Annotated in this window: 24 protein-coding genes; 12 read left to right on the top strand and 12 right to left on the bottom strand. The window is 72.2% G+C overall.

Going from position 1 to position 22,438, the window contains the following annotated elements; genetic code table 11:
* Positions 1–463 precede the first annotated feature (463 nt).
* A complete protein-coding gene (locus HNR61_RS19740; protein ID WP_220509482.1) occupies positions 464–1,801 on the top strand; it encodes a tetratricopeptide repeat protein in 1,338 nt (445 codons plus the stop codon).
* Here HNR61_RS19740 and HNR61_RS19735 read toward each other — a convergent pair.
* Positions 1,786–2,013 (bottom strand): hypothetical protein, encoded by a 228-nt coding sequence (locus HNR61_RS19735; RefSeq protein ID WP_182844582.1) that lies wholly within the window; start codon positions 2,011–2,013, stop codon positions 1,786–1,788. The genes HNR61_RS19740 and HNR61_RS19735 overlap by 16 nt on opposite strands.
* Entirely contained in the window at positions 2,010–2,441 is a 432-nt protein-coding gene (locus HNR61_RS19730) for an ATP-binding protein (protein WP_182844581.1), read from the bottom strand. The genes HNR61_RS19735 and HNR61_RS19730 overlap by 4 nt, the downstream gene beginning before the upstream one ends.
* A gap of 197 nt (positions 2,442–2,638) precedes the next feature.
* Between HNR61_RS19730 and HNR61_RS19725 the strand changes: the two genes are divergently transcribed.
* From HNR61_RS19725 to HNR61_RS19715, 3 genes are read left to right on the top strand one after another with little or no spacing between them, the layout of a single operon-like run.
* Complete coding sequence (locus HNR61_RS19725) at positions 2,639–3,400, top strand: helix-turn-helix domain-containing protein (RefSeq protein WP_182844580.1); 762 nt, start codon at positions 2,639–2,641, stop codon at positions 3,398–3,400.
* Positions 3,391–3,576 (top strand): DUF397 domain-containing protein, encoded by a 186-nt coding sequence (locus HNR61_RS19720; protein WP_182844579.1) that lies wholly within the window; start codon positions 3,391–3,393, stop codon positions 3,574–3,576. Before HNR61_RS19725 ends, HNR61_RS19720 begins: the two co-directional genes overlap by 10 nt.
* A gap of 50 nt (positions 3,577–3,626) precedes the next feature.
* Positions 3,627–4,622: an ankyrin repeat domain-containing protein gene (locus HNR61_RS19715; protein WP_182844578.1), complete on the top strand. Its 996-nt coding sequence runs from the start codon at positions 3,627–3,629 to the stop codon at positions 4,620–4,622.
* On the opposite strand, the gene HNR61_RS50475 is transcribed toward HNR61_RS19715, so the two are convergent.
* A complete protein-coding gene (locus HNR61_RS50475) occupies positions 4,531–4,848 on the bottom strand; it encodes an SDR family oxidoreductase (RefSeq protein WP_376770262.1) in 318 nt (105 codons plus the stop codon). The genes HNR61_RS19715 and HNR61_RS50475 overlap by 92 nt on opposite strands.
* Before the next feature lie 30 nt (positions 4,849–4,878).
* On the opposite strand from HNR61_RS50475, the gene HNR61_RS19705 reads away from it, so the two are divergent.
* Together HNR61_RS19705 and HNR61_RS19700 are read left to right on the top strand one after the other, a co-directional pair.
* Positions 4,879–5,055, top strand: a complete 177-nt coding sequence (locus HNR61_RS19705; protein ID WP_182844577.1) for a hypothetical protein — start codon at positions 4,879–4,881, stop codon at positions 5,053–5,055.
* A gap of 248 nt (positions 5,056–5,303) precedes the next feature.
* Entirely contained in the window at positions 5,304–6,248 is a 945-nt protein-coding gene (locus HNR61_RS19700; RefSeq protein WP_182844576.1) for a hypothetical protein, read from the top strand.
* Between the two features lie 251 nt (positions 6,249–6,499).
* Here HNR61_RS19700 and HNR61_RS19695 read toward each other — a convergent pair whose 3' ends face one another.
* Positions 6,500–7,516, bottom strand: a complete 1,017-nt coding sequence (locus HNR61_RS19695; protein WP_182844575.1) for a zinc-dependent alcohol dehydrogenase family protein — start codon at positions 7,514–7,516, stop codon at positions 6,500–6,502.
* A 258-nt stretch (positions 7,517–7,774) separates the two neighbouring features.
* Between HNR61_RS19695 and HNR61_RS19690 the strand changes: the two genes are divergently transcribed.
* The 3 genes from HNR61_RS19690 (at position 7,775) to HNR61_RS19680 (ending at position 9,953) form a co-directional block, all read left to right on the top strand.
* Positions 7,775–8,665 carry a helix-turn-helix transcriptional regulator gene (locus HNR61_RS19690; RefSeq protein WP_182844574.1) on the top strand — a complete coding sequence of 297 codons (891 nt, stop codon included), beginning with the start codon at positions 7,775–7,777 and terminating at the stop codon, positions 8,663–8,665.
* Between the two features lie 115 nt (positions 8,666–8,780).
* The gene (locus HNR61_RS19685; RefSeq protein WP_182844573.1) at positions 8,781–9,482 is read left to right on the top strand and encodes an HAD family hydrolase; all 702 of its coding nucleotides are present in this window, start codon (positions 8,781–8,783) and stop codon (positions 9,480–9,482) included.
* An 81-nt stretch (positions 9,483–9,563) separates the two neighbouring features.
* Positions 9,564–9,953 (top strand): ClpX C4-type zinc finger protein, encoded by a 390-nt coding sequence (locus HNR61_RS19680; RefSeq protein WP_182844572.1) that lies wholly within the window; start codon positions 9,564–9,566, stop codon positions 9,951–9,953.
* Here the strand turns inward: HNR61_RS19680 and HNR61_RS19675 are convergent.
* Both HNR61_RS19675 and HNR61_RS19670 read right to left on the bottom strand, forming a co-directional pair.
* Complete coding sequence (locus tag HNR61_RS19675) at positions 9,843–10,442, bottom strand: kinase (protein ID WP_312897982.1); 600 nt, start codon at positions 10,440–10,442, stop codon at positions 9,843–9,845. The genes HNR61_RS19680 and HNR61_RS19675 overlap by 111 nt on opposite strands.
* Before the next feature lie 12 nt (positions 10,443–10,454).
* Positions 10,455–11,294: an alpha/beta fold hydrolase gene (locus tag HNR61_RS19670; protein WP_182844571.1), complete on the bottom strand. Its 840-nt coding sequence runs from the start codon at positions 11,292–11,294 to the stop codon at positions 10,455–10,457.
* 132 nt (positions 11,295–11,426) lie between these two features.
* Between HNR61_RS19670 and HNR61_RS19665 the strand changes: the two genes are divergently transcribed.
* Together HNR61_RS19665 and HNR61_RS19660 are read left to right on the top strand one after the other, a co-directional pair.
* Positions 11,427–11,975: an RNA polymerase sigma factor gene (locus HNR61_RS19665; protein ID WP_182844570.1), complete on the top strand. Its 549-nt coding sequence runs from the start codon at positions 11,427–11,429 to the stop codon at positions 11,973–11,975.
* Positions 11,972–12,931 carry a CU044_5270 family protein gene (locus tag HNR61_RS19660; RefSeq protein ID WP_182844569.1) on the top strand — a complete coding sequence of 320 codons (960 nt, stop codon included), beginning with the start codon at positions 11,972–11,974 and terminating at the stop codon, positions 12,929–12,931. The genes HNR61_RS19665 and HNR61_RS19660 overlap by 4 nt, the downstream gene beginning before the upstream one ends.
* An 18-nt stretch (positions 12,932–12,949) precedes the next feature.
* Here HNR61_RS19660 and HNR61_RS19655 read toward each other — a convergent pair whose 3' ends face one another.
* The 3 genes from HNR61_RS19655 to HNR61_RS19645 form a co-directional block, all read right to left on the bottom strand.
* Positions 12,950–14,149, bottom strand: a complete 1,200-nt coding sequence (locus HNR61_RS19655) for a PucR family transcriptional regulator (RefSeq protein ID WP_182844568.1) — start codon at positions 14,147–14,149, stop codon at positions 12,950–12,952.
* A 125-nt stretch (positions 14,150–14,274) separates the two neighbouring features.
* Entirely contained in the window at positions 14,275–15,144 is an 870-nt protein-coding gene (locus HNR61_RS19650) for an esterase/lipase family protein (RefSeq protein WP_182844567.1), read from the bottom strand.
* Between the two features lie 319 nt (positions 15,145–15,463).
* Complete coding sequence (locus HNR61_RS19645; RefSeq protein ID WP_182844566.1) at positions 15,464–16,288, bottom strand: dienelactone hydrolase family protein; 825 nt, start codon at positions 16,286–16,288, stop codon at positions 15,464–15,466.
* A 76-nt stretch (positions 16,289–16,364) separates the two neighbouring features.
* Between HNR61_RS19645 and HNR61_RS19640 the strand changes: the two genes are divergently transcribed.
* Positions 16,365–17,369, top strand: a complete 1,005-nt coding sequence (locus tag HNR61_RS19640; RefSeq protein WP_312897981.1) for a GlxA family transcriptional regulator — start codon at positions 16,365–16,367, stop codon at positions 17,367–17,369.
* On the opposite strand, the gene HNR61_RS19635 is transcribed toward HNR61_RS19640, so the two are convergent.
* Genes HNR61_RS19635 through HNR61_RS19625 form a run of 3 tightly spaced genes read right to left on the bottom strand, consistent with a single transcriptional unit; the run spans position 17,341 to position 22,438 of the window.
* The gene (locus HNR61_RS19635) at positions 17,341–17,733 is read right to left on the bottom strand and encodes a hypothetical protein (RefSeq protein ID WP_182844564.1); all 393 of its coding nucleotides are present in this window, start codon (positions 17,731–17,733) and stop codon (positions 17,341–17,343) included. The two genes, HNR61_RS19640 and HNR61_RS19635, sit on opposite strands and share 29 nt — an antisense overlap.
* On the bottom strand, positions 17,730–19,994 hold the full coding sequence (locus HNR61_RS49975) for a DUF4132 domain-containing protein (RefSeq protein ID WP_312897980.1): 2,265 nt from the start codon (positions 19,992–19,994) through the stop codon (positions 17,730–17,732). Before HNR61_RS49975 ends, HNR61_RS19635 begins: the two co-directional genes overlap by 4 nt.
* Positions 19,991–22,438, bottom strand: a complete 2,448-nt coding sequence (locus HNR61_RS19625) for a DUF4132 domain-containing protein (RefSeq protein ID WP_182844563.1) — start codon at positions 22,436–22,438, stop codon at positions 19,991–19,993. The genes HNR61_RS49975 and HNR61_RS19625 overlap by 4 nt, the downstream gene beginning before the upstream one ends.

Raw genomic sequence — 22,438 nt, 5'->3', positions numbered from 1 at the left:
GGGCGATCAGGACCTTGCCTGATCGATAAAGGCACTGGCTTTTAACACGCTGTTGAGTTCTCAAGAAACGGACACCCACCGCGCTCGATCCGCTTGCGCGTCTCTCGCTCCGGGGCGACTCGCTTTACGTTATCAGTTCCGGCCGGTCTGTCAATTTCACCGGTCTTCCCCGATTTCACCCTTTCAGTTTCCCGTTTCCGGGTCCCGTTCGGGCGATGTCTCTATTTCACCAGAACCGTCCGACTTTGCAAAATCGGGTGGTTCTGAAGAGATCGAGATCCACCTACGGGCACGCGGACGCGACGAAACCGCCTCGTCGGCGTGATCGTTAGTGGGTTCCCCGGGCCGGCCGCCTCATGGGCGTCCTGCATCCCGTTGGGGACAAGGGAAGAAGGTATGCCCTCGCGCGGGGCCCGTCAAATCGGCGAGGGCGTGTCGGTGGCAGTCGGTACGGTCCGCCGCCATGGACGCTGAGGATCTTGACTGGCGGTTCCGCACCTACTCGGGATGGGTCCCGCCGTGGGTGGTGACGTCGCTCGCCGAACACGGGCATCTGGACGAGGTGCGCATGCAGGCGCAGCGCGGTGACTGGTACTGCGCTCACCATGTCGCGTTGGACCTGATCGAGCGGGGTGAACGGGACGCCGCCCTGGACGTGCTCACTCCTTTCGTCGACACCGGCTGGTGGGAGGCGGTGTCGACGGTCGCGGCGTTTCTGCACGAGTGGGGGCGCACGGACGAGGCGATCGCCCTGGTGCGTCCGCTGGCCGAGGCCGGGGATCGGCTCGCGGTGGAACGGCTGGCGAGGCTGCTGGCCCGGCAGGGGCGTACCGACGAGGTGATCGCGTTGTTGGGTCCCCGGGTCGACGACTGGTTCCTCGCAAGCGCGCTGGTCGAGCTGACCCATGATCGAGGCTGCGACGAACGGGTGATGTCGCTGCTGCCGGAGGTCGACCGGGACGGCCGTTGGTGCGAGCCCGCGAACATCGTCGAGCTCAGGGCCCGGATGCTGGAGCGTCAGGGGCGCGTGGATGAGGCGGTGGCGTTCCTGTACGCGCATTACCAGCGTGGCGATGTCGTCCATGTCAACGAACTCGAACAGCTCGCCGACGTGCTGGCCCGGCACGGGCGGGAGGTGGAGCTGCGGGAGTTGGTGGCGGGGCCGGGTGAGGAGTACGCCGCCGAGCCCCTGGCCGACATGCTGGAGAAGCGAGGGCAGGTGGACGCCGCCGTGCAGGTGTATCGGCCGTTCGTGGCGGAGGGTTCTTCCAACGCCGCGATGAAGCTGGCGGAACTGCTGACCCGGCACCGGCGCGTCTATGAGGCGGTTGAGGCGCTGCGCGCCGTGCTGGGAAGAGGCGGCTGCGAATGTGATCTGCGGATGCTGTGGACGCTGCTGGTCGACCAGCAGCGGGTGGAGGAGGCGCTGGCGCTCTTCGACGAACTCGCCGCGCGGTCGGCGGGCTTGGATCTCGATCTGTTCCTGGAACGCATGTCGCTGCTGTCCTACTGCGGCCGGACCGAGCAGGCGATCGACGAACTGCGCGCCCACCCCGAGGCCGGTGAGTGGTTCATGGCGGAACGTTTGGCCCGCCTGTTGGCTGATGCGGGACGTCTCGACGAGGCGATCGCCGTTCTGGAGCCGAACCGCGACAGCCATCGGAGCACCGTCGTCATCGCGGAGCTGCTGATCCGCCAGGGGCGCGCCGATGAGGCCGTGGCGATGCTCCATGACTGGCGCGGCACCCCTCCTCCGGCCCCTCGCGCAGAAGGAGCCTTCGTCGATCAGCCACCGTTCTGACCCGGCGACGACGTGCCCCTGGTGAACCGGCGCGCGGCCTGGGTGAAGCCGTCCGGGTCCGCGCCCGCCAGGTGTTCCACCAGTCCGTCGATCGTCGAGGCGCTGACGAGCATGACGCCGGCGGCCCGCCACACTCCCCGGTCACAGATCCAGATTTCCCAGGTCGGGAACAGGTCCTGGAGGATCGCCAGCAGCACGACGCGCGGATTCATGGTGTCTTCTCCCTCATCACCGCGTAGACGGTCTTGCCGCCGGACGCCAGGTGCCGGAAGCCCCATGCCCGCGCCAGCTCGGAGACGATCGCCAGTCCCCGGCCGGAGAACGTGTCGAGGGTCAGCGGCTTGACGTGCGGCTCGGCGTCGCTGCCGTCGCGTACCTCGACCACGGGTCCGGCCTCGGACAGGTACAGCCGGACGGAGATCGCCTGTCCCGGCTCGCTGCCGTGCTTGTAGGCGTTGGTGACCAGCTCGCTGACGATCAGCAACGCGATCTCGACGGCCGTGCGCTGGAAGCCTTTCCCGTCCAGCCAGCCGCGTGCGAAATCCCGTGCGGCTTTGATCGCCTCGGGAGAGGAAGTCAGCATCAACACGGACGGATCGGTCATGGCGGGAACGGGGGAATTCCTCGGCTCGTCGATCATGGCTGCTGCCTTTGGTTTGTGACTCCGGGTCAATATCGGATAACGCACTTCCATGTAGTCATGACGCGGCATAACATCGCTACGTAAGAACGTCGTCACGCTCGCAACACGCGCGGGCGGCTGACGCTCCTGACCTCCACTGACGGATCGCTAGCGAAAGGCGGATCATGGCGAACCCCCCTCGCACGCCTGAGTCCATGTCCTTCGGCCAGGAAGTCAGGAGGCGTCGCAAACGGGCGAGGATCACGCAGGACGAACTGGCCGAACGCCTGAACGTCGTGCGCTCCTACATCTCGCAGATAGAGACCGGGGCGACACAGTGCCGCGCGGATTTCGCCGCTCGTATCGACGTCGCGCTGGACACGGGTGACGAGGTCCAGTCGGCGTGGCGGGAGTTCATCGAGCCGTTGCAGGAGGAGAAGTACCCCACCTTCTTCGCCAACTTCCCCCGCGCCGAGCAGAACGCGACCATGATCCGCGCGTATGAGCAGAGCTGGGTCTACGGGCTCTTCCAGACGAAGGCGTACGCCAGCGTCCTGCTGCGTGATGAAAATGAGCTCGCGGGACGCATGGAACGCCAGACCGTTCTGGAACGCGAGCGTCCTCCGCTCGTCTGCGTCGTCATGTCCGAGGCGGTCCTGTACACCTTGGTCGGCTCATCCGAGGTCATGCGGGAGCAGCTTGAGTATCTCATCGAGGTCTCTCAGCGAGACCGCATCCATATTCAGATAGCACCGTTCAGGTTCTACCGTGGGGTGCGGGGAGCCTTTCACATCGCGACCCAACAGGACCGGAAAGAAGTCACCTACGCGGCCAACGCTCTTGGCGGTGAAACCACCAGTGATCCTGTCCGTATAGCTCAGGTAAGCGAGGCGTTCGCTACACTGCAAGCGCAGTCACTCAATGAGCTGGACTCTAGGGCGCTGATCAGGAAGGTAATCGACGAGCGATGGACCTGAGCAAAGCGAAGTGGCGGAAGTCCTCCCTCAGCAGCGATTCAGGAGACGCCTGCATCGAGGTCGCCGCTGATGCCAGCGTGGCCGGGATCAGGGACTCCAAGGACCCCGACCGCGGCGCGATCCTCCTGAACCGGACGGAAGCACGCGCACTCGCCGCACGCATCAAGAACTCCTGACACAGGCGACGTCCCGCTCCGCCTCCGGTGAGCAGAAGGAACAATCGTCCATGCCCGACGGCACCGACCTCCTTTCCCCGCATGTCGTGGAGCAGATCGAGCGGCTCCATGGCCGCGTCCGTGACGATTTCGAACCACGGGAGTGGGTCGTCACGACTCCTGCGGGGAAGTACCCCGTTCCGCCGTCCGTCCAGGCGCTGCTGGCCGTGGTCTGGCCCGCCGGACAGTGCCTGCGAACGACCGACGACTTCGAGTGGGAGGTCGACCTCTACAGCGGGAAGGGTTCGGAAACCGAGCCCGGTCTCGTGGCCGAGGACCGCGCCTGGTACACGATCGGCGAGGACGAGGGGCAGTGGTATCTGCTCGTCGACCTGGCCGAGGCCGCGACGACGGCCGAGGTGCCGACCTACCGCGTCGACCATGAGGGCCGCCAGCCGGTGCCGGTGAGGGTCTGGCTCTCCGACAGGCTCTCCGGCCTGCGGCGGTCGACCCCCGCTATCGAGTTCGGACGGGCCTGCGCCTGGGGTGACGTGGAGCGCGTACGGGCGGCGCTGGAAGGCGGTCTCGGCACGGGGCCGTTGGAGCGGTCCGGCCTGACGCCCCTTCACCTGGCCACGTTCTCCGGATCCGTGGAAACCGTGCGTCTTCTCCTCGCCGCCGGAGCCGATCCCAACGCGGCGATCACCGAGGAGGTGTCGGCGCTCGACGTCTGGTCGACCTATTTCGAGCCGTACCGTGGCCGCCGGACGGAGTTCGACCCGCTGCTGGACATGGCTCTCTACGAGCGTGAAACACCTCTGCACTCGGCCCTGCGGAAACTCGGCATCGACTACGTCGTCGGCCTACGCGCGTCGCTGCCGGACGTGGTCAGGCTGATGCTGGCCGGAGGGGCGGACCCCACGATCCATGACGGCGAGGACTACAGTCCTGCGGACATCGCGTTCAGTAAGACCTTCAGCGCACCGGAGACCGATGCACCCGAAATATACGAATGTCTCCAGCAGCTGTATGACGCCGGAGCGGAACTTGACGCGTACGCGGACTGACCTTCCGAGTCCGATGGATCCGGTATGGCCGTGTCGCTTCTGGCTTGCCGTCTGAGCTGCGAGGACGAAGGCGGCGGCCGGGCTGCTGCTCCATGATTTCGGCCATGGCCTCGGCCTGGCCTTCGAGCATGTCGGCGACCATCGGGGGCTCGATGACGCCGGGGCGCACGGCGTTGATACGGATGCCCCTGGGGGCGTATTCGACCGCGGCGCGTTCGGGCTGGATCGCCGCGACCGCAGCCGCGGGCTCACCTCAGTGACCGCCGGGTCGTCCCCGTCCCACGGCGGCGGAGCCGTCGAAGGCACCGTCAACAAGATCAAGTTCCTGAAGGGGCAGATGTTCGGCCGCGCCGACCTCGACCTGTCGAGGATCGAGTACTCCACCACCGCTGACCCGTACATCACGCTCTGCCGCCTCGATCATCGAGAGTGAGCCAGAGCCCATTGATTCCGCGCGCAACACGGAGCGGCTGCCACATGTCCCGCCTCGGAGCCTTCTTCAAGGGGAACGGAGGCTTGCGGCGGTCTCGGTTTTGCGGACTTCTGCGGCTAATGCCCGTCTTGTACCGTGCCTTCTGGCGATGGCAGCAGGTCGTCCTGGACCCGGACCTCGTCTGTCAGGGCAAGAGCTCCTCCACGATCTTGCAGAGGCCGCTCATCCGCAGAGTCCGAAAGGCCCCCGTGACCAGTTCCGAGTTCATCGTCTTCGCTCCGGACGTCCCGGAGAAGGCCCGCAAACGCCTCAGCGCCTGCGTCGCCGTCTGCTACCCGTACGGCGATCCGCTCCCCCGGATTCCGTTCTGGAGCACCCTCATCCTGACGATCCTGAGCGCGACCCTGCATCTCATCCTCACCACCATCCTCGCCGCGATGGTCGCAGGCGTGGGGGGCCTGGTCACCCTGTTCGTCACCTGGATCCTCAGCCTGGTCGGACTGATCCCGGACCTGCCCGCCGGCGCCGCGTCGGAGTTCGCCCTGATCCCCGCCGGCATCCTCGGCGCCGTGACGGTCATCCTCGGGATCTGGGTCTACCTGGACCCCACATCGGATTCCAACCTCCCCAGGCCGCTGCGGGCAAAGCTTGCCGGGGCCCGCGCCCACCACCGCCGGTACCTGCGGGCCTCCGACCTGGACCAGCCCTCACAGGAGCTGATGGAGCGCACCCGGCAGGCGATCGCCGTCGTCCTGGACGCCGAGGTCACCCGTGACGGGCTACTCGACGAGATCGCAAACGCGGTCGTCCTTCCCGACGAACGCTGGCAGATCGCCGAGCTGCTCCACCGGCAGACCGTTCTGCGGGCCAAGCTCGACGAGTACGACCGCATGGCTGACACCCCCGAGCTGGACAAGGCCCTGGGTCCCCAGCTGGCCGCCCTCGACCAATCGGTCCATGAGGTGACACAACGCGTCGAGACCCTCGAACGCTACGCCGACCTCGTCGCCCGCGCCGACTCGATCCGCGCGTCCGAGCGCTTGGGCGACGACACCGCGTACCTCGACCTCCTGGCCCACACCGCCGACACGACCGCGGTCGCCTCCCTCACCGAGCATGCCGACCTTCTCGGCGACCACCTGGCCGAAACCATCGAGGCCGGACTGGCCATCGTTCCCAGAAACCCCGGATGAGCGAGCACGCAGGTTCGGGGCCTCCGGTACGCCGACCACGGCCGCCAGGCGGGCACCGGCCCGGCTGGCCAGCGCTATCGCGATCGAGGTGAGCAGATCTCGCGACGTCCGCCGGTATCGGCTGTGCGCCCGGGCCGGCGGCACAGCGCACCGCGGGCAGACGGCTTCGGCCGCCTCGGCCGGCCCATGTGGTGGTGGTCGTCGTGGGCGCCCGCCCGCGCCGCCGGGGCGTCGAGGCCCGCGATCTCCGTCTACGGCCGCAGCAGGGTCTTGATGGCGCGGCGTTCGTCCATGGCCTTGTAGCCCTCGGCGACCTGGTCCAGGGGAAGGGTGAGGTCGAAGACCTGGCCCGGGTCGATGGCGCCGGTCAGGACGCGGTCGATCAGGTCGGGCAGGTAGCGGCGCACCGGGGCCGGGCCGCCGCGCAGGCCGACGTGGGAGAAGAACAGCTCCTGCCCATCGAGCGCCACCTCGTGGGGGACGCCGACGAAGCCGACGTTGCCGCCCGGCCGGGCCGCGTGCAGGGCCTGGCGCATCGCCTCGGGCGTGCCGACGCACTCCAGCACGCTGTCGGCGCCGATCCCGCCGGTCAGCTCCTTGATCCGGGCCACGCCGTCCTCGCCGCGCTCGGTGACGATGTCGGTCGCGCCGAACCGGCGGGCCAGCCGCTGGCGGGGCTCGTGCCGGGACATGGCGATGATCCGCTCAGCCCCCATCTCTTTGGCCGCGATCACCGCGCACAGCCCGACCGCGCCGTCGCCGACCACCACGGCGGTGGAGCCGGGCCTGACCTCGGCGGCGTCGGCGGCCCACCAGCCGGTGCCCATCACGTCCGAGACCGCCAGCAGCCCCGGCCAGAACCGCTCCTCGGGGACTCCGTCGGTGGCCACGAGCGTGCCCTGGGCGTTGGGGATGCGGACGTAGTCGGCCTGGCAGGTGCTCATGAACTCGCGGTCCAGGCAGTTGGACTGGAAGCCGTTGCGGCAGTTGGCGCAGGTGTTGTCCGAGGTCGCGAACGACCCGACGACGAACTGTCCGGGCTTGACCGCGGTCACCTGCGAGCCGACCTCCTCCACGAAGCCGACGTACTCGTGCCCCATCGGGTGCGGCTCGCCGGTGGGTTCGGCGCCGCGGTAGGGCCACAGGTCCGAGCCGCACACACACGTCACCGCGGTGCGGATGATCGCGTCGGTGGGGTGGAGGATCTTGGGGTCGTCCAGGGTCTCCACCCGGATGTCGCCGGGGGCGTGGATCACTGCTCCGCGCATGAAAAGGCTCCTTGAGGTGGTGGGATGGGCGCGCGCCGGCAGGGTGCCGGGCGGCGCCGCGTGCGGTCGGGAGCCCGAGGCGTCAGACAGCCGACCGCCCGGGCCAGGTGGGGGCCCCTCCGGTCACCGGCTTCACCTCCGGCCCAGGGAGCACCACACCTTCTAGGTAACCCCCGGTGGGCGCGCCCAACCAGTCACCAGCGAAGGGTGTACTGCCAGTACACCTCTACCGCCGCAGGCAGGACCTACCGTTGAGGGGTGGACAACCGTGAGCAGGTCCGCGAGTTCCTGACCTCGCGGCGCGCGAAGATCACTCCCGAGCAGGCCGGGCTGGCGTCCGGTTCCCGGCGCCGGGTGCCAGGGCTGCGCCGCAGCGAGGTCGCCGCCCTGGCCGACATGAGCGTGGAGTACTACGCCAAGCTCGAACGCGGCAACCTGGCCGGTGTCTCCCCCTCGGTGCTGGAGGCCCTGGCCCGCGCCCTGCGGCTGGACGACGCCGAACGCGCCCACCTGCTGAACCTGGCCCAGGCCGCCGACGGCACCGACGCCCTCACCCGCCCGCGCCGCCGACGCGCCACAGGCCGGTGGAAGCCGCACCCCAGCCTGCGATGGACCCTGGACGCCATCACCGCCGGGCCCGCGTTCGTCCACAACGGCCGCCTGGACCTGCTGGCCGCCAACCAGCTCGCCCGCGCCTTCCACACCGACCTCTACGCCCATCCCGGCAACCAGGCCAACCTGGCCCGCTTCAACTTCCTGGACCCCGCCTCCCGCCGCTTCTACCCCGACTGGGACCAGGCCGCCGACATGACCGTGGCCATCCTGCGCACCCAGGCCGGGCGCAACCCCCACGACAAGGACCTGCACGACCTGGTCGGCGAACTGTCCACCCGCAGCGACGCCTTCCGCACCCGCTGGGGCGCCCACAACGTCCGCCTCCACGGCACCGGCACCAAACACTTCCACCACCAGGCCGTCGGCGACCTCACCCTCGCCTACCAGAGCCTGGAGATGAACGCCGAACCCGGCCTCACCCTCACCATCTACACCGCCGAGCCCGGATCGCCCTCCGAAGAAGGCCTGCGCCTGCTCGCCTCCTGGGCCGCCACCCCCCGGACGCCCTCGCCCACACCACCCTCCAGTAGCTGACCCCGCACTACGGGCGCGACGCCATCCGCACCGCCATCACCGACCTGCTCCCCGGCCGCGCATGGCTGGGGGCGGTCCTCTGGGGCTCGTCGTCGGGCTGTCGTAGCATCGCCGGGTGCGGACCCTCGTTCTCTGGGACATCGACCACACGCTTCTCAGCATCGCCGGGCTCAGCGGGGAGATCTACGCGGCGGCCTTCCGGGAGGTCGTGGGGTGGCCGTTGGAGCGGGTCGCCGTCATGGCCGGGCGCACCGACCGGGCGATCACGGCTGAGACGCTCCGCCTGCACGGCGTGGATCCGGACGAGGAGCTGGTCGTCAGGTTCACCGACGCTCTCGGGCGCGGGTTCGCCGAGCGCCGGCACGAGATCGCGTCCCGGGGCAGGGCGCTCCCCGGGGCGCGGGCCGGGCTGGAGGCGTTGGCGTCCCGCCCGGACGTCGTGCAGTCGTTGCTGACCGGGAACATGGAGTCCATCGCCCGCTGCAAGCTCGCGGCGTTCGGTCTGGACGGGCTCGTGGATTTCGGCGTCGGCGCGTACGGCATGGACGGCGTCGAGCGTCCGCCGCTGGTCCGGCTGGCCAGGGAGCGCGCGGAGGCCAAGTACGGGGAGCCGTTCGGTCCCGGGTCCACGGTCCTGGTCGGGGACACCCCGCTCGACGTCGCGGCGGGGCATCAGGGCGGGGCCCGGGTGGTGGCCGTGGCGACGGGGGCCAGCGACGAGGCCGCGTTGCGGGACGCCGGGGCCGAGCTGGTGCTGGCCGACCTGCGTGACACCGACGCCGTCGTCCGCGCGGTCCTGGACGTCAGCCGGATCTGACGCGCTCGGCGGGAGCCATCGTGGTCGTCAGGGGTTCCCTGACGGGTTAGCGTGTCAGGGAACCCCTGACAAAGAGGTGGGATGGACGCGGGTACCGAGGGAGCGGGGTGTTCGTTCTGCGGGAGGTCCGCCGGGGAGGCCGGGGAGGCCGGGGAGGTCTTCGCCGGTCCCGGGATGAACATCTGCCGGGAGTGCGCGGGGGCCGCCGAGGCGATCGTGCGGGAGTACACCGACGGGGCCGTCCAGGTGCGGCTGCCCCGGTGGGACGGGATGGGCGAGGACGAGATGCTCGCCCAGATCCCGCGGATCGCGGCGGTCGCCGACCAGGTGGAGGCCGATCTGCGGGTGTGGGTGCGGGAGCTACGCCGGCGCGGGGTCACCTGGGCGCGGATCGGGGGCGTGCTCGGGATCACCCGGCAGTCGGCGTGGGAGCGGTTCTCGGGCGGGGAGCGGTTCACCGGCGAGGAGTGAGGTCTCGGCCAGCAGGCGGTGGACCGTCTCGGGCAGGGTGCTGCCGGCCGGGATGATCTTTTCGTGGGCGGTGGGGAGCAGGTCGCGGGGGCGGTACCACCCGGCCATCTCGGCGGGGCCGAACTCGGCGCGCTGCGGGCGGGTGGCGTGCCGCCGCAGCGTCTCCTCGAAGGGGATGTCGAAGTAGTACCAGTGGCTCGGGCCGCCGTGGTCGCGGCGCAGGGCCTCCAGCATGGGGGCGTAGCGGGCGGCGGCCAGGATGCCTTCGAGGATCACGTGGTACCCCGCGTCCAGGGCGTGGCGGACGATCGTGTCGATGAGGGCGATGTTGGCGCCGCCGGGGACGTCGTGCTCGCGCAGGATCTCGCGGCGGACGACGTCCTGGCCGACCACGGCCACGTCGCGGTGGGGCCGGGCCCGGCGGAGCCGCCGGGCCACGGTCGTCTTGCCCGAGCCGGAGTTGCCGCGCAGCACGATCAGCGTTCGCACCCGTCCAGGATGTCAGGCGGACGGTTTCTCCAGCAGCCAGTCGAGGACGGCGGGGGTCGCGTCGAAGTGGCCGGCGTGGCCCGCGTCCGGGTCGATCGTGACGGTGGCGTGGGGAAGGCGGGCGGCCAGCCAGCGGGCGTGGGCGACGGGGACGACCGGGTCGAGCGCGCCGTGCCACAGCAGGGTCGGGACGGTGACCGCCGCCGGGTCGAAGCCCCACGGCAGGCCGAACAGCGCCAGCGCGTCGTCGATCCAGCCGTCCAGGCCGGGGCGGACCGCGTCGGCGTAGGCGGCGGCGAGCATCCGGCCGACTCCGGGACGGGACAGCACGGCGGTCTCGGTCTCGGGCAGCCGGGGCGGGGCCGAGGGGTCCGCGCCGAGGTGGGCGCGCATGTCCTCGCGGGTCCGGCGGGCGACGGCGGCGGTGCGGACGTTGCCCTCCATCATCCCGGCCGTCCAGTCCAGGCCGTCGGCGTCGCGGGGGGCGAGGGCGGCGAGGGACGCGACGCGGGTGGCGCGGTCGGGGCGCAGGGCCGCGAACGCCAGGGCGTGCGGGCCGCCGCCGGACACTCCGTAGACGGGGACGCGGTCCAGGCCGAACGCGTCGGCGACGGCGGCGACGTCGTCGGCCCCGTCCACGACGCGGCGGCCGGGCCGGGGCGTGGAGCCGCCGAGGCCGGGCCGGTCGAAGGTGATCAGGCGGATGCTGCGCGAGGTGAACACGGTGTCGTCGGGGTGGCGGGCGAGCCGGCCCACGGGGGTGCCGTGCAGGTAGAGGACGGGGGTGCCGCCCGGGGTGCCCCACTCCTCGACGGCGAGGACGCGGCCGTCGGCGGTTCTCACTTCGCGCATGCCAGGAACGTAGCCGGACCGTACGGTCTGTTCGATCTTGTTTCGTCGTGGGCGTATTTTCCCCGGGCTGTAGTCGCGGGTGGGATGCCGGACATCTCGGGGTGACAGCGACATCACCAGAGAGGAGCCGGTGTGCCGGATCCCGATGATGGGTTCGCCGAGTTGTGGGACGCGCACTACGAGGACGTGCTGGGGTACGCGGCCCGGCGCGTCGATCTCGACACGGCGCGGGACGTGGCGGCCGAGACGTTCCTGGTCGCCTGGCGGCGGCGGGGGCGGATCCCGGCCGACCGGCCGTTCCCGTGGCTGCTGAACGTGGCCCGCAACGTGCTGGCGAACGAGACCCGCGGGCAGCGGCGGCGCTTCCGGTTGTGGGGGCGGCTGCGCGACGACCGCGCCACCCATGAGCCGGTGGCGGACGTGGCGGTCGGGCTCGCCGAGGGCGGCCGGGTCGTGGCGGCGCTGCGGCGGCTGCCCGAACGCGACCGCGAGACGTTGCTGCTGGTCGCGTGGGAGGGCCTGGAGCCGAGGGACGCGGCGGTCGCCGCCGGGTGCTCGGCCAAGGCGTTCTCGGTGCGGCTGCACCGTGCGCGCAGGCGGCTGACCGCCGTGCTCGAAGAGATCGACGCCGGTGAGCGGCGTGTGCCCGTCCCGACCGTGAAGAGGAGTGTCCCGTCATGAACGACGATGTGAGGACCGTGCGCGCGCTGCTCGCCGACGCCGACCCGTGCCCGCCCGGGACGTTCGCCGGGGCCGCGCGGGACGGCCGGGGGCAGGCCGCCTACGTGCGGATCACCGCCGACCGGGGGCGTGACGCGTGGACGCGGCGGCGCTGGCTGCGGGTCGCGGCGGTCGGCGGCGCGGGGCTCGCGGTGGCGGCCGGGACGGCGGTCGTGCCGGGGCTGACCGGCGGGGAGGTCGCCAACGCGCGGGAGCTGCTGGACCGCGCCGCGACCGCCGCGCAGGAACGGTCGTTCACCGCGCCCCGGCCCCACCAGTGGGCCTACATCGAGACCCGCTACGAGCGGATCGGCATGGGGTCGTTGAAGAGGGGGCAGGTCGCGACGGTGTCCACGCCCCGCAAGACGACCGTGGAGCGGATATGGACGCGGGTGGACGGGACCCGGATGGCCCTCTACGAGAAGGGCAGGCTGCTGGAGAGCGCCACCGGCGGCGGGTCACCGCCGACGGACTACGCGACGTTGTCGAGGCTGCCGCGTGACCCGGACGCGCTGCTGGCGCACGTGCGCGAGACGTGGCATCTGATGAACCAGAGCGACGAGTCCGTGTTCGCGATGCTCAGCTCGGCGCTCAACAACAGCGTGCTGCCGCCCGACCGGGAGGCCACGATCTACCGGGCGATGGCGAAGCTGCCCAGTGTGAGGCTCACCAGGGGCGGCAAGGACATCGCGGGCCGCCCGGTGATCGCGGTGTCGGTGGTGGAGGAGGGCTGGATCCGGCTGGACGTGCTGCTGGACCCGAAGACCTACGTGTACCGGGGGCACCGCTCGGTCGCGGTCGCCGACCACCAGGACCGGCAGAGCGAGGGCGGCTGGGCGATCCGGAAGGGGACGGTCGACAGCCAGTCGGCGCGGCAGGTCGCCGGGTTCGTGGACCGGCCGGGCCAGCGGCCCTAGCCGCGGCCGGCCGGGGCGTCAGTCGGGCGGGGTGGTCGCCAGCCAGGCGCGGAGGGCCATGTGGAACTCGAGGTGGCGGTCGGGGTCGTGGAGGTCGTCGCCGAACAGGGCCTCCAGCTGGCGCAGCCGGTAGCGGACCGTCTGGGCGTGGATGTGCATGCTGTCGGCGGCCGCGGTGGCGTTGAAGCCGTGTTCGAGGGCGGCGAGGAACGTCTCGGCCAGCCGCCGGGCGTGGCGGGGGCGGCTGCTCTCCAGCAGGGGCGCGAGGGCGCGGGAGACCAGCGTCTCCGTCAGGAGGCGGTCGCGCAGCAGGATCAGCAGGGGCAGGTGGTCGGTGACGACGACGGGGTCCCCGGCGGGCAGGGCGCCGCCGTCGGCGAGGTCGAGGGCCTGGCGGGCCAGGCCGAGGGAGCGGACGACGTCGGTGGTCGCGACGGGCGGGCCGATCGCCGCGCGCCACTCGCGCAGGCTGGCCCGCAGCATGCGGTGGCGGCCGGGGCCCTCGGGGTCGGGGACGATCAGGCAGGGCTCGTCCAAGTGCAGGCCGACGAGCACCTCGGGCGGCAGCGCGGTGCCGGGCCAGGGCGGGCGGCTCGGGCGGCGGAGCGCGACCGCCGCGACCGTCCGGGGCAGCGGCCAGGCCGCCTCGTCGGCCGCCTGCTTGACCAGGTCGGGCTGGGGTTCGGCGGCGACGAGCAGGTCGACCAGGCGGCCCCGGCGCACCCGCATGTCCCCCGTGGCGCGGGCGCTCGCGTCGGTGTGCCCCTCGGAGACGGCGGCCGCGATCGTGTTGAGGTAGTCGAGCACCGCCGCGGCGACCTGGCCCATGACGGTGACGGTGACGCTGGGATGGCTCTCGGCCACCGCCGTCAGCCGCCGGATCGAGACGGCCGCGCCGAGCCGGAACGCGGCCTGCGAGACCTCCTCGGACAGCCCCTCCTCGGTCTCGATCACCCCGACGCGCTGGAAGAACGACGTCGCCGCGTCGAACGAGGCGTGCTGGTCGAGCAGCAGTTCCAGGAAACCGGCGATCGACCGCTCCACCGTGCGTTCGAGGAAGTCGGCGTGGGCCGGGTCCTGGAGCCTCGTGTACTGCGGGAACTCCTCCTCGATCTCGCGGACGGCCTCCCGGATCGTCCCGGGGACCTCCGCGCGGAGCAGCGCGACGATCTCGGCGGTCTCGTCCTCGGAGAGTTCCTGCAACAGCCGGTCGCGCATAGGCCCCACATGTCGCCGTAGCCGCATCACATCGGTAGGCCGCAAAATACCCAGGAGTCAGCGGTCGTGTAAGCCATCGGTCCGGCCGTTCCGCCGGGCGGGCGGAACGGCCGGGCCGGGGTGGGTCAGCCGAGCGGGTTGGAGCAGTTGATGGGCCAGTAGGGGCCCCGGATGTCCAGGGAGTTCAGGACGAACCGGATCGTCACGGGGTCGAAGTTCATTCCCACGTGCGCGTTCGTGTTGTTCGGGCACTTGTCCTGGAGCAGGATGTTGTGGGTGTTGGAGCCGTTGAGGTAGGCGGAGGTGTAGGGGGTGACCACCTCGTCGTACTTGGTGGCCAGCACGATGTAGGTCGGGCCGGGCACGGTGTCGCCGCCGGAGTTGAGGTCGCGCAGGAACGCGGAGTCGGTGATCTGCTGGCCGGCGGCCGGGGCCGCCCGGACGACGGCCTGGGTGATGCCGAGCAGGCTGCCGAGCGCCACCAGGCCGCTCATGTTGGTGCCGTGGTTGGACGGCGCCAGCCCGATCAGCTTGTTGACCTTGGTGGCGCCGCCGAGGTTCTTCAGGTAGTAGCGCGGCATCATGCCGCCCTGGGAGTGGCCGACGATGTCGACCTTGGTGGTCCTGGTCGCGGCCAGGACGCGGTCGACGAACGCCGCGAGCTGCCGGGCGGAGGTGGGGATGTCGCCGGTGCCCTGGATGGGCGCGTCGGGGGCGCCGCCGTAGTTGAGGGCGTAGACGCAGTAGCCCTCCTTTTTCAGGGCGGGCGAGACCTTCTGCCAGTTGAAGGCCATGTTCTCGAACGTGCCGTGCACCAGCACGACGGGCCGGGGGCGGGTGAGCGAGGGCTTGCAGTTCCAGTCGTTGGCCCCGGGCGGGGAGATCTCGGCGTGCGCGGCGGTGGGGGTCATGACGCCGAGGCCGACGGCGGCGGCCAGCGCGGCCGCCGCGACGGCGCGCAGGCGGGTGTGCGGGCGGGTGCGGTGGGAAGGCATCTGCCTCTCCTTCGGAAGGCACGGCGAGGGCATGCCGAACGCGCCCGGCGAGGGGCGGGAACCTTCTCCGGCCGGCCCGCGGCGTTGCGGGATCCTCGTCCGGGCGTTCGGTGAAACCTGCCGTGGGGGTGGATGGGAGAGGGGCGGCGCCGTTCCCCTGGGGAGCTGCCAGTAAGGTACGGCCGCCGCGGCCGGCAGTCTTGTGGGCGAAGGCCCGGCTTTCACCGGCCGCTTAGCAGGCCCGCACAAAAACCCGCGGGGCGCGGCGTTCCCGCTGGTCACGCCGCGGCCGCGGTCCTTTCGATCCGGCGGGCGGAGGTCAGCCGCCGGGTTGGAGCCGTTCCGCCAGGAAGGCGAGGATCTCGTCGCGGGCCTTCACCGTCGGGTGGCCCTCCTCGTTCACCAGGTGGGCGGTGACGATGCTGTGCGGCGTCTCGACCATCTCGCGGAAGAACGGCGGCGGGTCCGGGTTGGCGACGGCGCCGTCGAGGACGCGGCCGTCGAAGGCGTCGCCGAGGAGCCGCCGGTAGGCGGCGAAGCGCCGGCCCGTGCACCAGCGGTCGCCTTCGAACCGGTAGGCGAGCACCCGCAGGCCGTCGCGGGTGACGCGTTCGCGGATGGCCTGGGCGTCCTCGTCGCCGAGTTCGAGCCCGGCCGGGTCGTCCAGCGGCAGGGACGGGTGGTTGACGACCGGGGCGATGACGGACGGCTCCAGCGTCATGGTGAGGGCGAAGTTGCCGGTGAAGCACAGGCCGATGGCGCCGACGCCCGGCCCGCCGCATTCGGCGTGGGCCCGCCGGGCCAGACCGCGCAGCCAGGCGGTGACGGGGCTGGTGCCGCCCCCGGCGAACGCGCGGAACTCGGCGCTGACGCAGGCGCGGCGGATGACCTCGCGGCCCGCCTCGGTCGTGGGATGGGCGCCGTCGGTCCCGAACAGCGAGGGGACGTGGACGGTGAAGCCCGCGTCCCGGATCCACCGGGCCAGGCGCAGAACGTCGGGACTGATACCGGGCATCTCCGGCATCAGGACGACGGCCGGGCCGGAACCGGCGACGTGGACCGTCTTCACCGTCCCGTCCACGTCCACGCGGCGGTGGGAGAAGTCGTCGAGGGGGTCGTCGAGGGGGTGGTCTGCGGCGTTCATGGCGACCAGCGTGGACGGTGGGCGCGGCGGACCGCGAGAGGCCGGATCGCCAGACAAGGGGGTAATCTCGCCAGGCGTGAGCGCATTGAGGATCGGGGTCCTGGCCTATCCGGGGTGTTTCGCGTCCGAGGTTTTCGGGGTGCCCGACCTGCTGACGATGGCCGCGCACGTCGCGGGGCCGCGGCACGCGGGGTACCGGGTCTCGGTCGTCTCGCCGCGCCGGCGGGTCGTCGCGTCGGGCGGGCAGGAGCTGGCCGTCTCGCCGTTGCGCGAGGTGGACGTCCTGGTGGTGCCGGGGTTCGAGCTGGCTCCCGGCCTGGACGTGGACGGCAGGCTCGCGCCGCTCGGCCCGGAGGTCGCGGCGATCCGGGCGCACGCGGACGCGGGCCGCGCGGTCGTGTCGATCTGCGTCGGCGCGTTCCTGCTCGCCGAGGCGGGGCTGCTCGACGGGCGGCGCGCCACCACGGCGTGGCTCCTGGCCGACCGGCTCGCCCGGCGCTGCCCGGACGCCGACGTCCGGCCCGAGCAGCTGGTCGTCACCGACCGGGGGGTCACGACGACGGCGGCCTTCAGCGCCATGTACGACTTCACGCTGGAGGTGATCCGGCGGCACAGCGGCGCGGGCGTCGCGCGGACGACGGCGCGGATCGCGCTGCTCGACGACGCGCGGTCGTCCCAGTCGCCCTACATGGACGCCCGGCTGCTGCCCCGGCCCGGCGACGAGTTCTCCCACCGGGTCATGCGCCGGCTCGACCAGGACCTGGCCGCCCGCTACGACCTCACCGCGCTGGCGGCGGCCTGCAACGTCAGCACCCGGACGCTGCTGCGGCGCTTCTCCGGCGAGACCGGCCAGAGCCCGCTGGAGTACCTCCAGGCGTCACGCGTCCGCCGGGCCCGCCATCTGCTGGAGACCACGGACCAGACCGTCGCCGCCGTCGCCGCCGCCGTCGGGTACAGGGACCCGGGGACCTTCGCCGCGCTGTTCGCCAAGCACACCGGCCGGCGCCCCAGGGACTACCGCGCGGCCTTCCGGCGCGAGGCCGCCGATCCGGTCAGCCCCCGACCAGCGGGATCAGCTTGATGAACACCAGGTCGGGGTCCCCGGTCAGGTCGACGACCTCGTCGAGGTCGTCGACCTGGCGGTCGCCGGTGAGGACGAAGAAGCCGTTGCGCAGGAACGCCCGCTCGGCGATGTCGGCCTGGCGCTCCCAGTCCAGGCGGCGGGCGCGGGGCAGGTGGTAGCCGTTCAGGTCGGCCTCGGCGTCGTCGGGCTGGACCAGCCCGTTGAAGCGGGAGGCGGGGCGGGCGTTGTGGCGGGCGACCTCCTCGCGGACGCGCAGGCGGATCAGCTCGCGGACGGTCATGGTCGACGGCAGGCCGGTGACCTGGAACCCCGCCAGGGACGTGCCGGTCGCGGTCTCGTCGCGGAAGGTGACGGCGCTCATCGTTCCCCTCGTCGGATCTGGGCCAGGATCGTCGGGTCGGTGATCGTGGTGTCGGCGGCCAGCAGGGCCGCCTTGCTGAGGATCAGGGACAGGCGGTCGTCCTCGAACGGCAGGAACACCCGGGGGTCGGACCGGCCGGGGACGATGCACAGGTAGGAGTCGTCGGGCTCCATCAGGATGTTGGCCGACCCCAGGTGGATCCGGTAGGTGCGCAGGTCGCCCCTGACCTTCAGGAAGCGGTCGGTCAGCTCGCAGCGGCCGGCGATCCGCAGGCGCGGCAGGACGCGCTCCAGGGCGGCGCGGCGGGTCTCGGCCGTCGCGGTGAGCGCGCCGAAGCCGTCGCGTTCCCAGTAGGCGCGTCCGGGACCCTGGCCGGTCCAGTCGGGGTCGGCGGCGATCGAGGTCACCGCGACGAACAGGTCCACGTCGCGCATCGCCTCGCTGAACACCACGGGCGGGACCTCGCGCAGCGGGGCCTCCCGCCAGGCGCCGCCCTCGCGGCGGGAGAAGCGGACCCGGTCGGTGGAGGCGAGTTCGCGTTCCCCGGCGGGGTCGGCGTAGACGTGGCGGAACGCCACCCGCCACTCCCCCGCCGCCAGGACGCGCGTCGCCTCGTCCTCGTCCCCGCCGTCCCAGGGGCCGAGCAGGTCGCTCCTCCAGCCCCGGGCGCGGAACAGCGCGAACAGGCGGCGGTAGTGGACCAGGTGGGCGGCGAAGCGGTGGGAGTGGGCGGCGGTCTCCTCCTCGGCCGGGGTCAGCAGGTAGATCTCGCGGAACGCCTGCTTGAACGGCTGGCGCAGCTCGCGTTCGGTGATCAGGTCGCGCCAGGCGCGGATCTCCTCCGGCGCGTGGCCGATCGGGTGCCACAGCCGGACCGGGGCGTCGGGGGCGGCGTCCGGGACGTCCTGGAGCGCGGGCAGCACGGCGCGGCCGTCGATCTCCCAGATGAGGCGGCCGGCGACGGCCCCGGCCAGGGGGTGGTCGAGCAGGGCCGACCGCCAGCGGGCGTAGGTGTGGGCGGGGTCGGCGGTGTAGCCGCCTTCGAGGGCGCGGGCGAGGGTGGCGAGCTGGGTGTTGATCCGCTTGGTGCGGTCGCGCAGGTCCTTGAGGACGGTCCTGTGGTCGGCGCGGACGGCGGCCGGGACGCCGCGCAGCGGTTTGCCGTCGCGGTGCCAGACCAGGGTGGCGGTGTCGGTGACGGTGATCTCCGCTTCGTGGTCGCCGACGCGCCGGCGCAGGGGGCCGGGGTCGGGGACGCGGAGGGCGACGTCGGTGCGTTCGGCGAGGGCCGCCTCGATGCGTTTGAGCATCTTGTCGAGCTGCTTGGGCACTCCCGCGTGCCGGACGACCGTCTTGACGTGCCGGAGCGCGGTGACCAGCTCGGGGGTGGGGTGGTCCTGGCCCGCGCGGGCGACCGCGTACAGGAACGCCTGGGAGGGCAGCGTCCTCGCCGCGGTGGGGGCGACGGCGGTGGCGGGCAGGACGCGGGCCAGGTAGTCGGGCAGCCAGGGTTCGTCGTTGGCCAGGGCCGCGCGGAGGGCGCGTTCGAGGGCCTCGACCTCGTGGGGGGTGAACGCGGCGTCGGCCTTGTAGGGGGTCCTGCCGGACTGGATGTCGGCGAGGCGGCGTTCGGCCTCCCGCAGCTCGGCGTAGAGGAAGCCGAGGTAGCCGGGGCGCGAACGCAGGCGCTCCTCCGTGTCGGGCGGCACCATCGCGCGGCGTCTCTCGGCGACGCCGTGCAGGACGGCGAACCGCACCCGGTCGACCAGGGGCCAGCGGGACATCAGGTCGAGTTCCCTTTCGGCGCTCGGGCCCCGGCCGGAGACGAGGCGTTCGGCGGTCTCGCGGTGGCGGTCGGGACCGGCCAGGGCCGCGACGGCGAGCTGGTCGTGGACGTGGCGGTCCTCGCCCTTGGCGTTCATGAAGCGGGCCAGGGTGTCGGCGCGTTCGGCCAGGCCGTCGGGCCAGGGCCCGGTGCAGCGCAGCAGCGCGGCCAGGCCGAGGCCGAGGTCGGCCCAGTCGCGCCGGTCCAGGTCGGTGACCAGCGCGTCGAACAGGCGCAGGCACGCCCGCGGGGTGAAGTCCGCCGGGCGCGCCTGCGCCTCGTCCTCGATCAGGAAGCGCAGGCCGGTCGAGGCGCTGGTGTAGGCGTCGGGCAGCAGGTCGCCCAGGTCCGTGGCGCTGAGCGCGGTCAGGTCGACGGCCGGGTGGGCGTGGTGGTCGCCGGTCCGGAGCGCGACGCGGATCTGGTCGGGGGTCACGGGACCGTCCTCCGGATCTGGCGCAGGATCGTCTCGTCGGTGATCGTGGTGTCGGCGGCGAGGAGGAGCGCCTTGCTGAGGATCAGCGACAGGCGGTCGTCCTCGAACGGCAGGTGGACCTTCGTCCCGCCCCTGGCCTGCACGATGCACAGGTAGGAGTCGTCGGGCTCCATCAGGATGTTGGCCGACCCCAGGTGGATCTTGTAGGTGCGCAGGTCGCCCCTGACCTTCAGGAAGCGGTCGGTCAGCTCGCAGCGGCCGGCGATCCGCAGGCGCGGCAGGACGCGCTCCAGGGCGGCGCGGCGGGTCTCGGCGGTCGCGGTGAGCGCGCCGAACGTGGCCGTGCGCCAGTACTCGGTGTACCGGTCGTCGCCGCGGTCCACCCAGCCGGGGTCGGCGGCGATCGAGGTGACGCCGACGAACAGGTCCGCGTCCCGCATCGCCTCGCTGAACACGACCGGCGGGACCTCCCCGAGGGGGACCTCGGTCCAGCGTTTGCCCGCGCGGCGCTCGAACACGATCCGGTCGGTGGCGGCGTGCTCGGGGGCCCAGTCGAAGTCCTCGGTCGCCGGGGTGTGCTCGAACGTGGCCCGCCACCCTCCGTCGCCGAACGTGCCGCGCGCCTGCCCGAACGCGCCCGCGTGGTGACGGCCGAGGTAGTTGGACTGCCAGCCGCGTTCCTTGGTGAGGGCGTAGAAGCGGTTGTAGTGGACGATGTGCGCGGCGAAGCGGTTGGAGTAGACGGCGGTCTCCTCCTCGGCCGGGGTCAGCAGGTAGATCTCGCGGAACGCCTGCTTGAACGGCTGCCGGATCCCGCGGTCGGCGACGGTGGCGCGCCAGGCGCGGATCTCGTCCGGCGTGTGGTGGATCGGGTGCCAGAGCCGGACGGTCCTCGCAGCAGCGGCGGGCGGGGCGTCGGCGGGCAGGGCGGCGCGCCACTCCCCCGCCTCGTCCTGGAAGTCCCAGATCAGGTCGCGGGTGATGACGCCGACGATCGGGTGGTCGCGGTAGTGGCGGGCCCACTCGTCGTGGGACCACTCGGGGTCGGCGGACAGCAGCGCCTCGACCCGGCGGCGTTCGGCGGCCAGGGTGGCGCGGACGCGCTTGGCCAGCGCCTTGATCTCGGTGACCTCGGGGGCGTCCTTGACGGCGGGGGGCGCGGTGCGGCGGGCCGTCCCGTCGGGGGCGGTGTAGGTGAGGCGGACGGTGACGGCGTCCTCGACCGCGAGGGTGACGGTGTGGCCGGCGACCGTGCGGGTGAGCGTGCCGCCGGGGGCCAGGCCGTGGTCGGGGACGGCGCTCTCGACGAGCTGCCGCGGGGTGACGCCCTGGCGCCCGGCGGCCGTCTCGATCGCGGTGTCGAGCTGCTTGCGCAGCGCCTTGTGGCGGAGGCGGGCGTCCAGTTCCCGGAGGGCGTCCAGACCGGCGGGGTCCTCGACCGCGCCGAGCGCGTTGACGGCCGCTCCCGCGAGCTTGCCGTCCCAGGTCGCGCGGTTGAACATGCCCGCCAGCCCGGCGAGCCGTTCCAGGTGCGGGGCCGTCTCCGCCCCGGCGGTCAGCGCGGCCGCCCACAGGACGCCGCAGGCCAGGTCCTTGTAGGCGGGGTCGACGTAGTCGCCGTGCCCGCGCTCGACCTCCTCGGGTTCGACGGCCATCTCGCGCACGCACGCCACGAGCGTCTCCCCCGCCTTGGCGGCCTCGACGAGACGGACGCACTCCCTGCGCCACTTCTGCGGCGGGCGCGGTCCGGAGAAGACCGCGAGGTGCCACACGAGCGCGGCCAGCCCGGCGGTGGGCGCCTCGGCGAGGCGGTCGCGGAGCGGGGCCGCCCACCACTGCCGTCCGGGCACCATGCCCTCGGGGAGCAGCGCCGGGTCCCGCTCGGGAAGCAGCCGTTCCAGCCGCCGCACCAGCGCGCTCCGCTCGCCTCCGGCGAAGGCCGGGTCGGCGAGCACCCGCTCCTGGAGCGCCCGCAGCCACTCGTCCGCCGCCGCGCGTTCCTCGGCGGGGAGCCCTTCGGCGACGCGTGCGGCGAACTTCGTCACGTCGGTGAACCAACCGTCCGACCGCTCGTATTCGAGGGCGGCCCGGACCAGCACGGCGGTCTCGGACGGCCCGAAGCCCTCGGTCCTCGCCAGCGTCGGGGTCACGCGCGCGCCGAAGTACCACGCGACCTGCGCCTCCCGGGCGGCGGCCAGCAGGAAGGCCAGGACGGCGGGGCGGGTCTCCCCGGCCGGAAGCGCGGCCAGGCGTTCGGAGATCTCGGCGCGGATCCGCTCCACCGCCCGCAACGCCCCCGGCTCGCCGTCGCGGAGGCGCCGCGCGTCCGCCATCCCCCGCCGCAGCAGGTCCGGCAGCCACGCGCCGCGTTCCAGGGCGTCGAGGCGGACGCCGTCCAAGGTGTCGTCGCGGAGGCAGTCCGCGGGCAGGTCGTCGAGGGGCAT

This window comes from Actinomadura kijaniata, from assembly GCF_014138665.1.
Classification (GTDB): Bacteria; Actinomycetota; Actinomycetes; order Streptosporangiales; family Streptosporangiaceae; genus Spirillospora; species Spirillospora kijaniata.
This window is presented reverse-complemented; position numbering and strand designations above follow the sequence as displayed.

Coding starts and splice junctions, on each gene's coding strand:
- HNR61_RS19735 (WP_182844582.1), bottom strand. CDS start 2,013: ATGAATCCGCGCGTCGTGCTGCTGGCGATCCTCCAGGACCTGTTCCCG.
- HNR61_RS19740 (WP_220509482.1), top strand. CDS start 464: ATGGACGCTGAGGATCTTGACTGGCGGTTCCGCACCTACTCGGGATGG.
- HNR61_RS19660 (WP_182844569.1), top strand. CDS start 11,972: ATGAACGACGATGTGAGGACCGTGCGCGCGCTGCTCGCCGACGCCGAC.
- HNR61_RS19625 (WP_182844563.1), bottom strand. CDS start 22,438: ATGCCCCTCGACGACCTGCCCGCGGACTGCCTCCGCGACGACACCTTG.
- HNR61_RS19655 (WP_182844568.1), bottom strand. CDS start 14,149: ATGCGCGACCGGCTGTTGCAGGAACTCTCCGAGGACGAGACCGCCGAG.
- HNR61_RS19725 (WP_182844580.1), top strand. CDS start 2,639: ATGTCCTTCGGCCAGGAAGTCAGGAGGCGTCGCAAACGGGCGAGGATC.
- HNR61_RS19650 (WP_182844567.1), bottom strand. CDS start 15,144: ATGCCTTCCCACCGCACCCGCCCGCACACCCGCCTGCGCGCCGTCGCG.
- HNR61_RS19645 (WP_182844566.1), bottom strand. CDS start 16,288: ATGAACGCCGCAGACCACCCCCTCGACGACCCCCTCGACGACTTCTCC.
- HNR61_RS19680 (WP_182844572.1), top strand. CDS start 9,564: ATGGACGCGGGTACCGAGGGAGCGGGGTGTTCGTTCTGCGGGAGGTCC.
- HNR61_RS19720 (WP_182844579.1), top strand. CDS start 3,391: ATGGACCTGAGCAAAGCGAAGTGGCGGAAGTCCTCCCTCAGCAGCGAT.
- HNR61_RS19695 (WP_182844575.1), bottom strand. CDS start 7,516: ATGCGCGGAGCAGTGATCCACGCCCCCGGCGACATCCGGGTGGAGACC.
- HNR61_RS19730 (WP_182844581.1), bottom strand. CDS start 2,441: ATGATCGACGAGCCGAGGAATTCCCCCGTTCCCGCCATGACCGATCCG.
- HNR61_RS19715 (WP_182844578.1), top strand. CDS start 3,627: ATGCCCGACGGCACCGACCTCCTTTCCCCGCATGTCGTGGAGCAGATC.
- HNR61_RS19635 (WP_182844564.1), bottom strand. CDS start 17,733: ATGAGCGCCGTCACCTTCCGCGACGAGACCGCGACCGGCACGTCCCTG.
- HNR61_RS19670 (WP_182844571.1), bottom strand. CDS start 11,294: ATGCGCGAAGTGAGAACCGCCGACGGCCGCGTCCTCGCCGTCGAGGAG.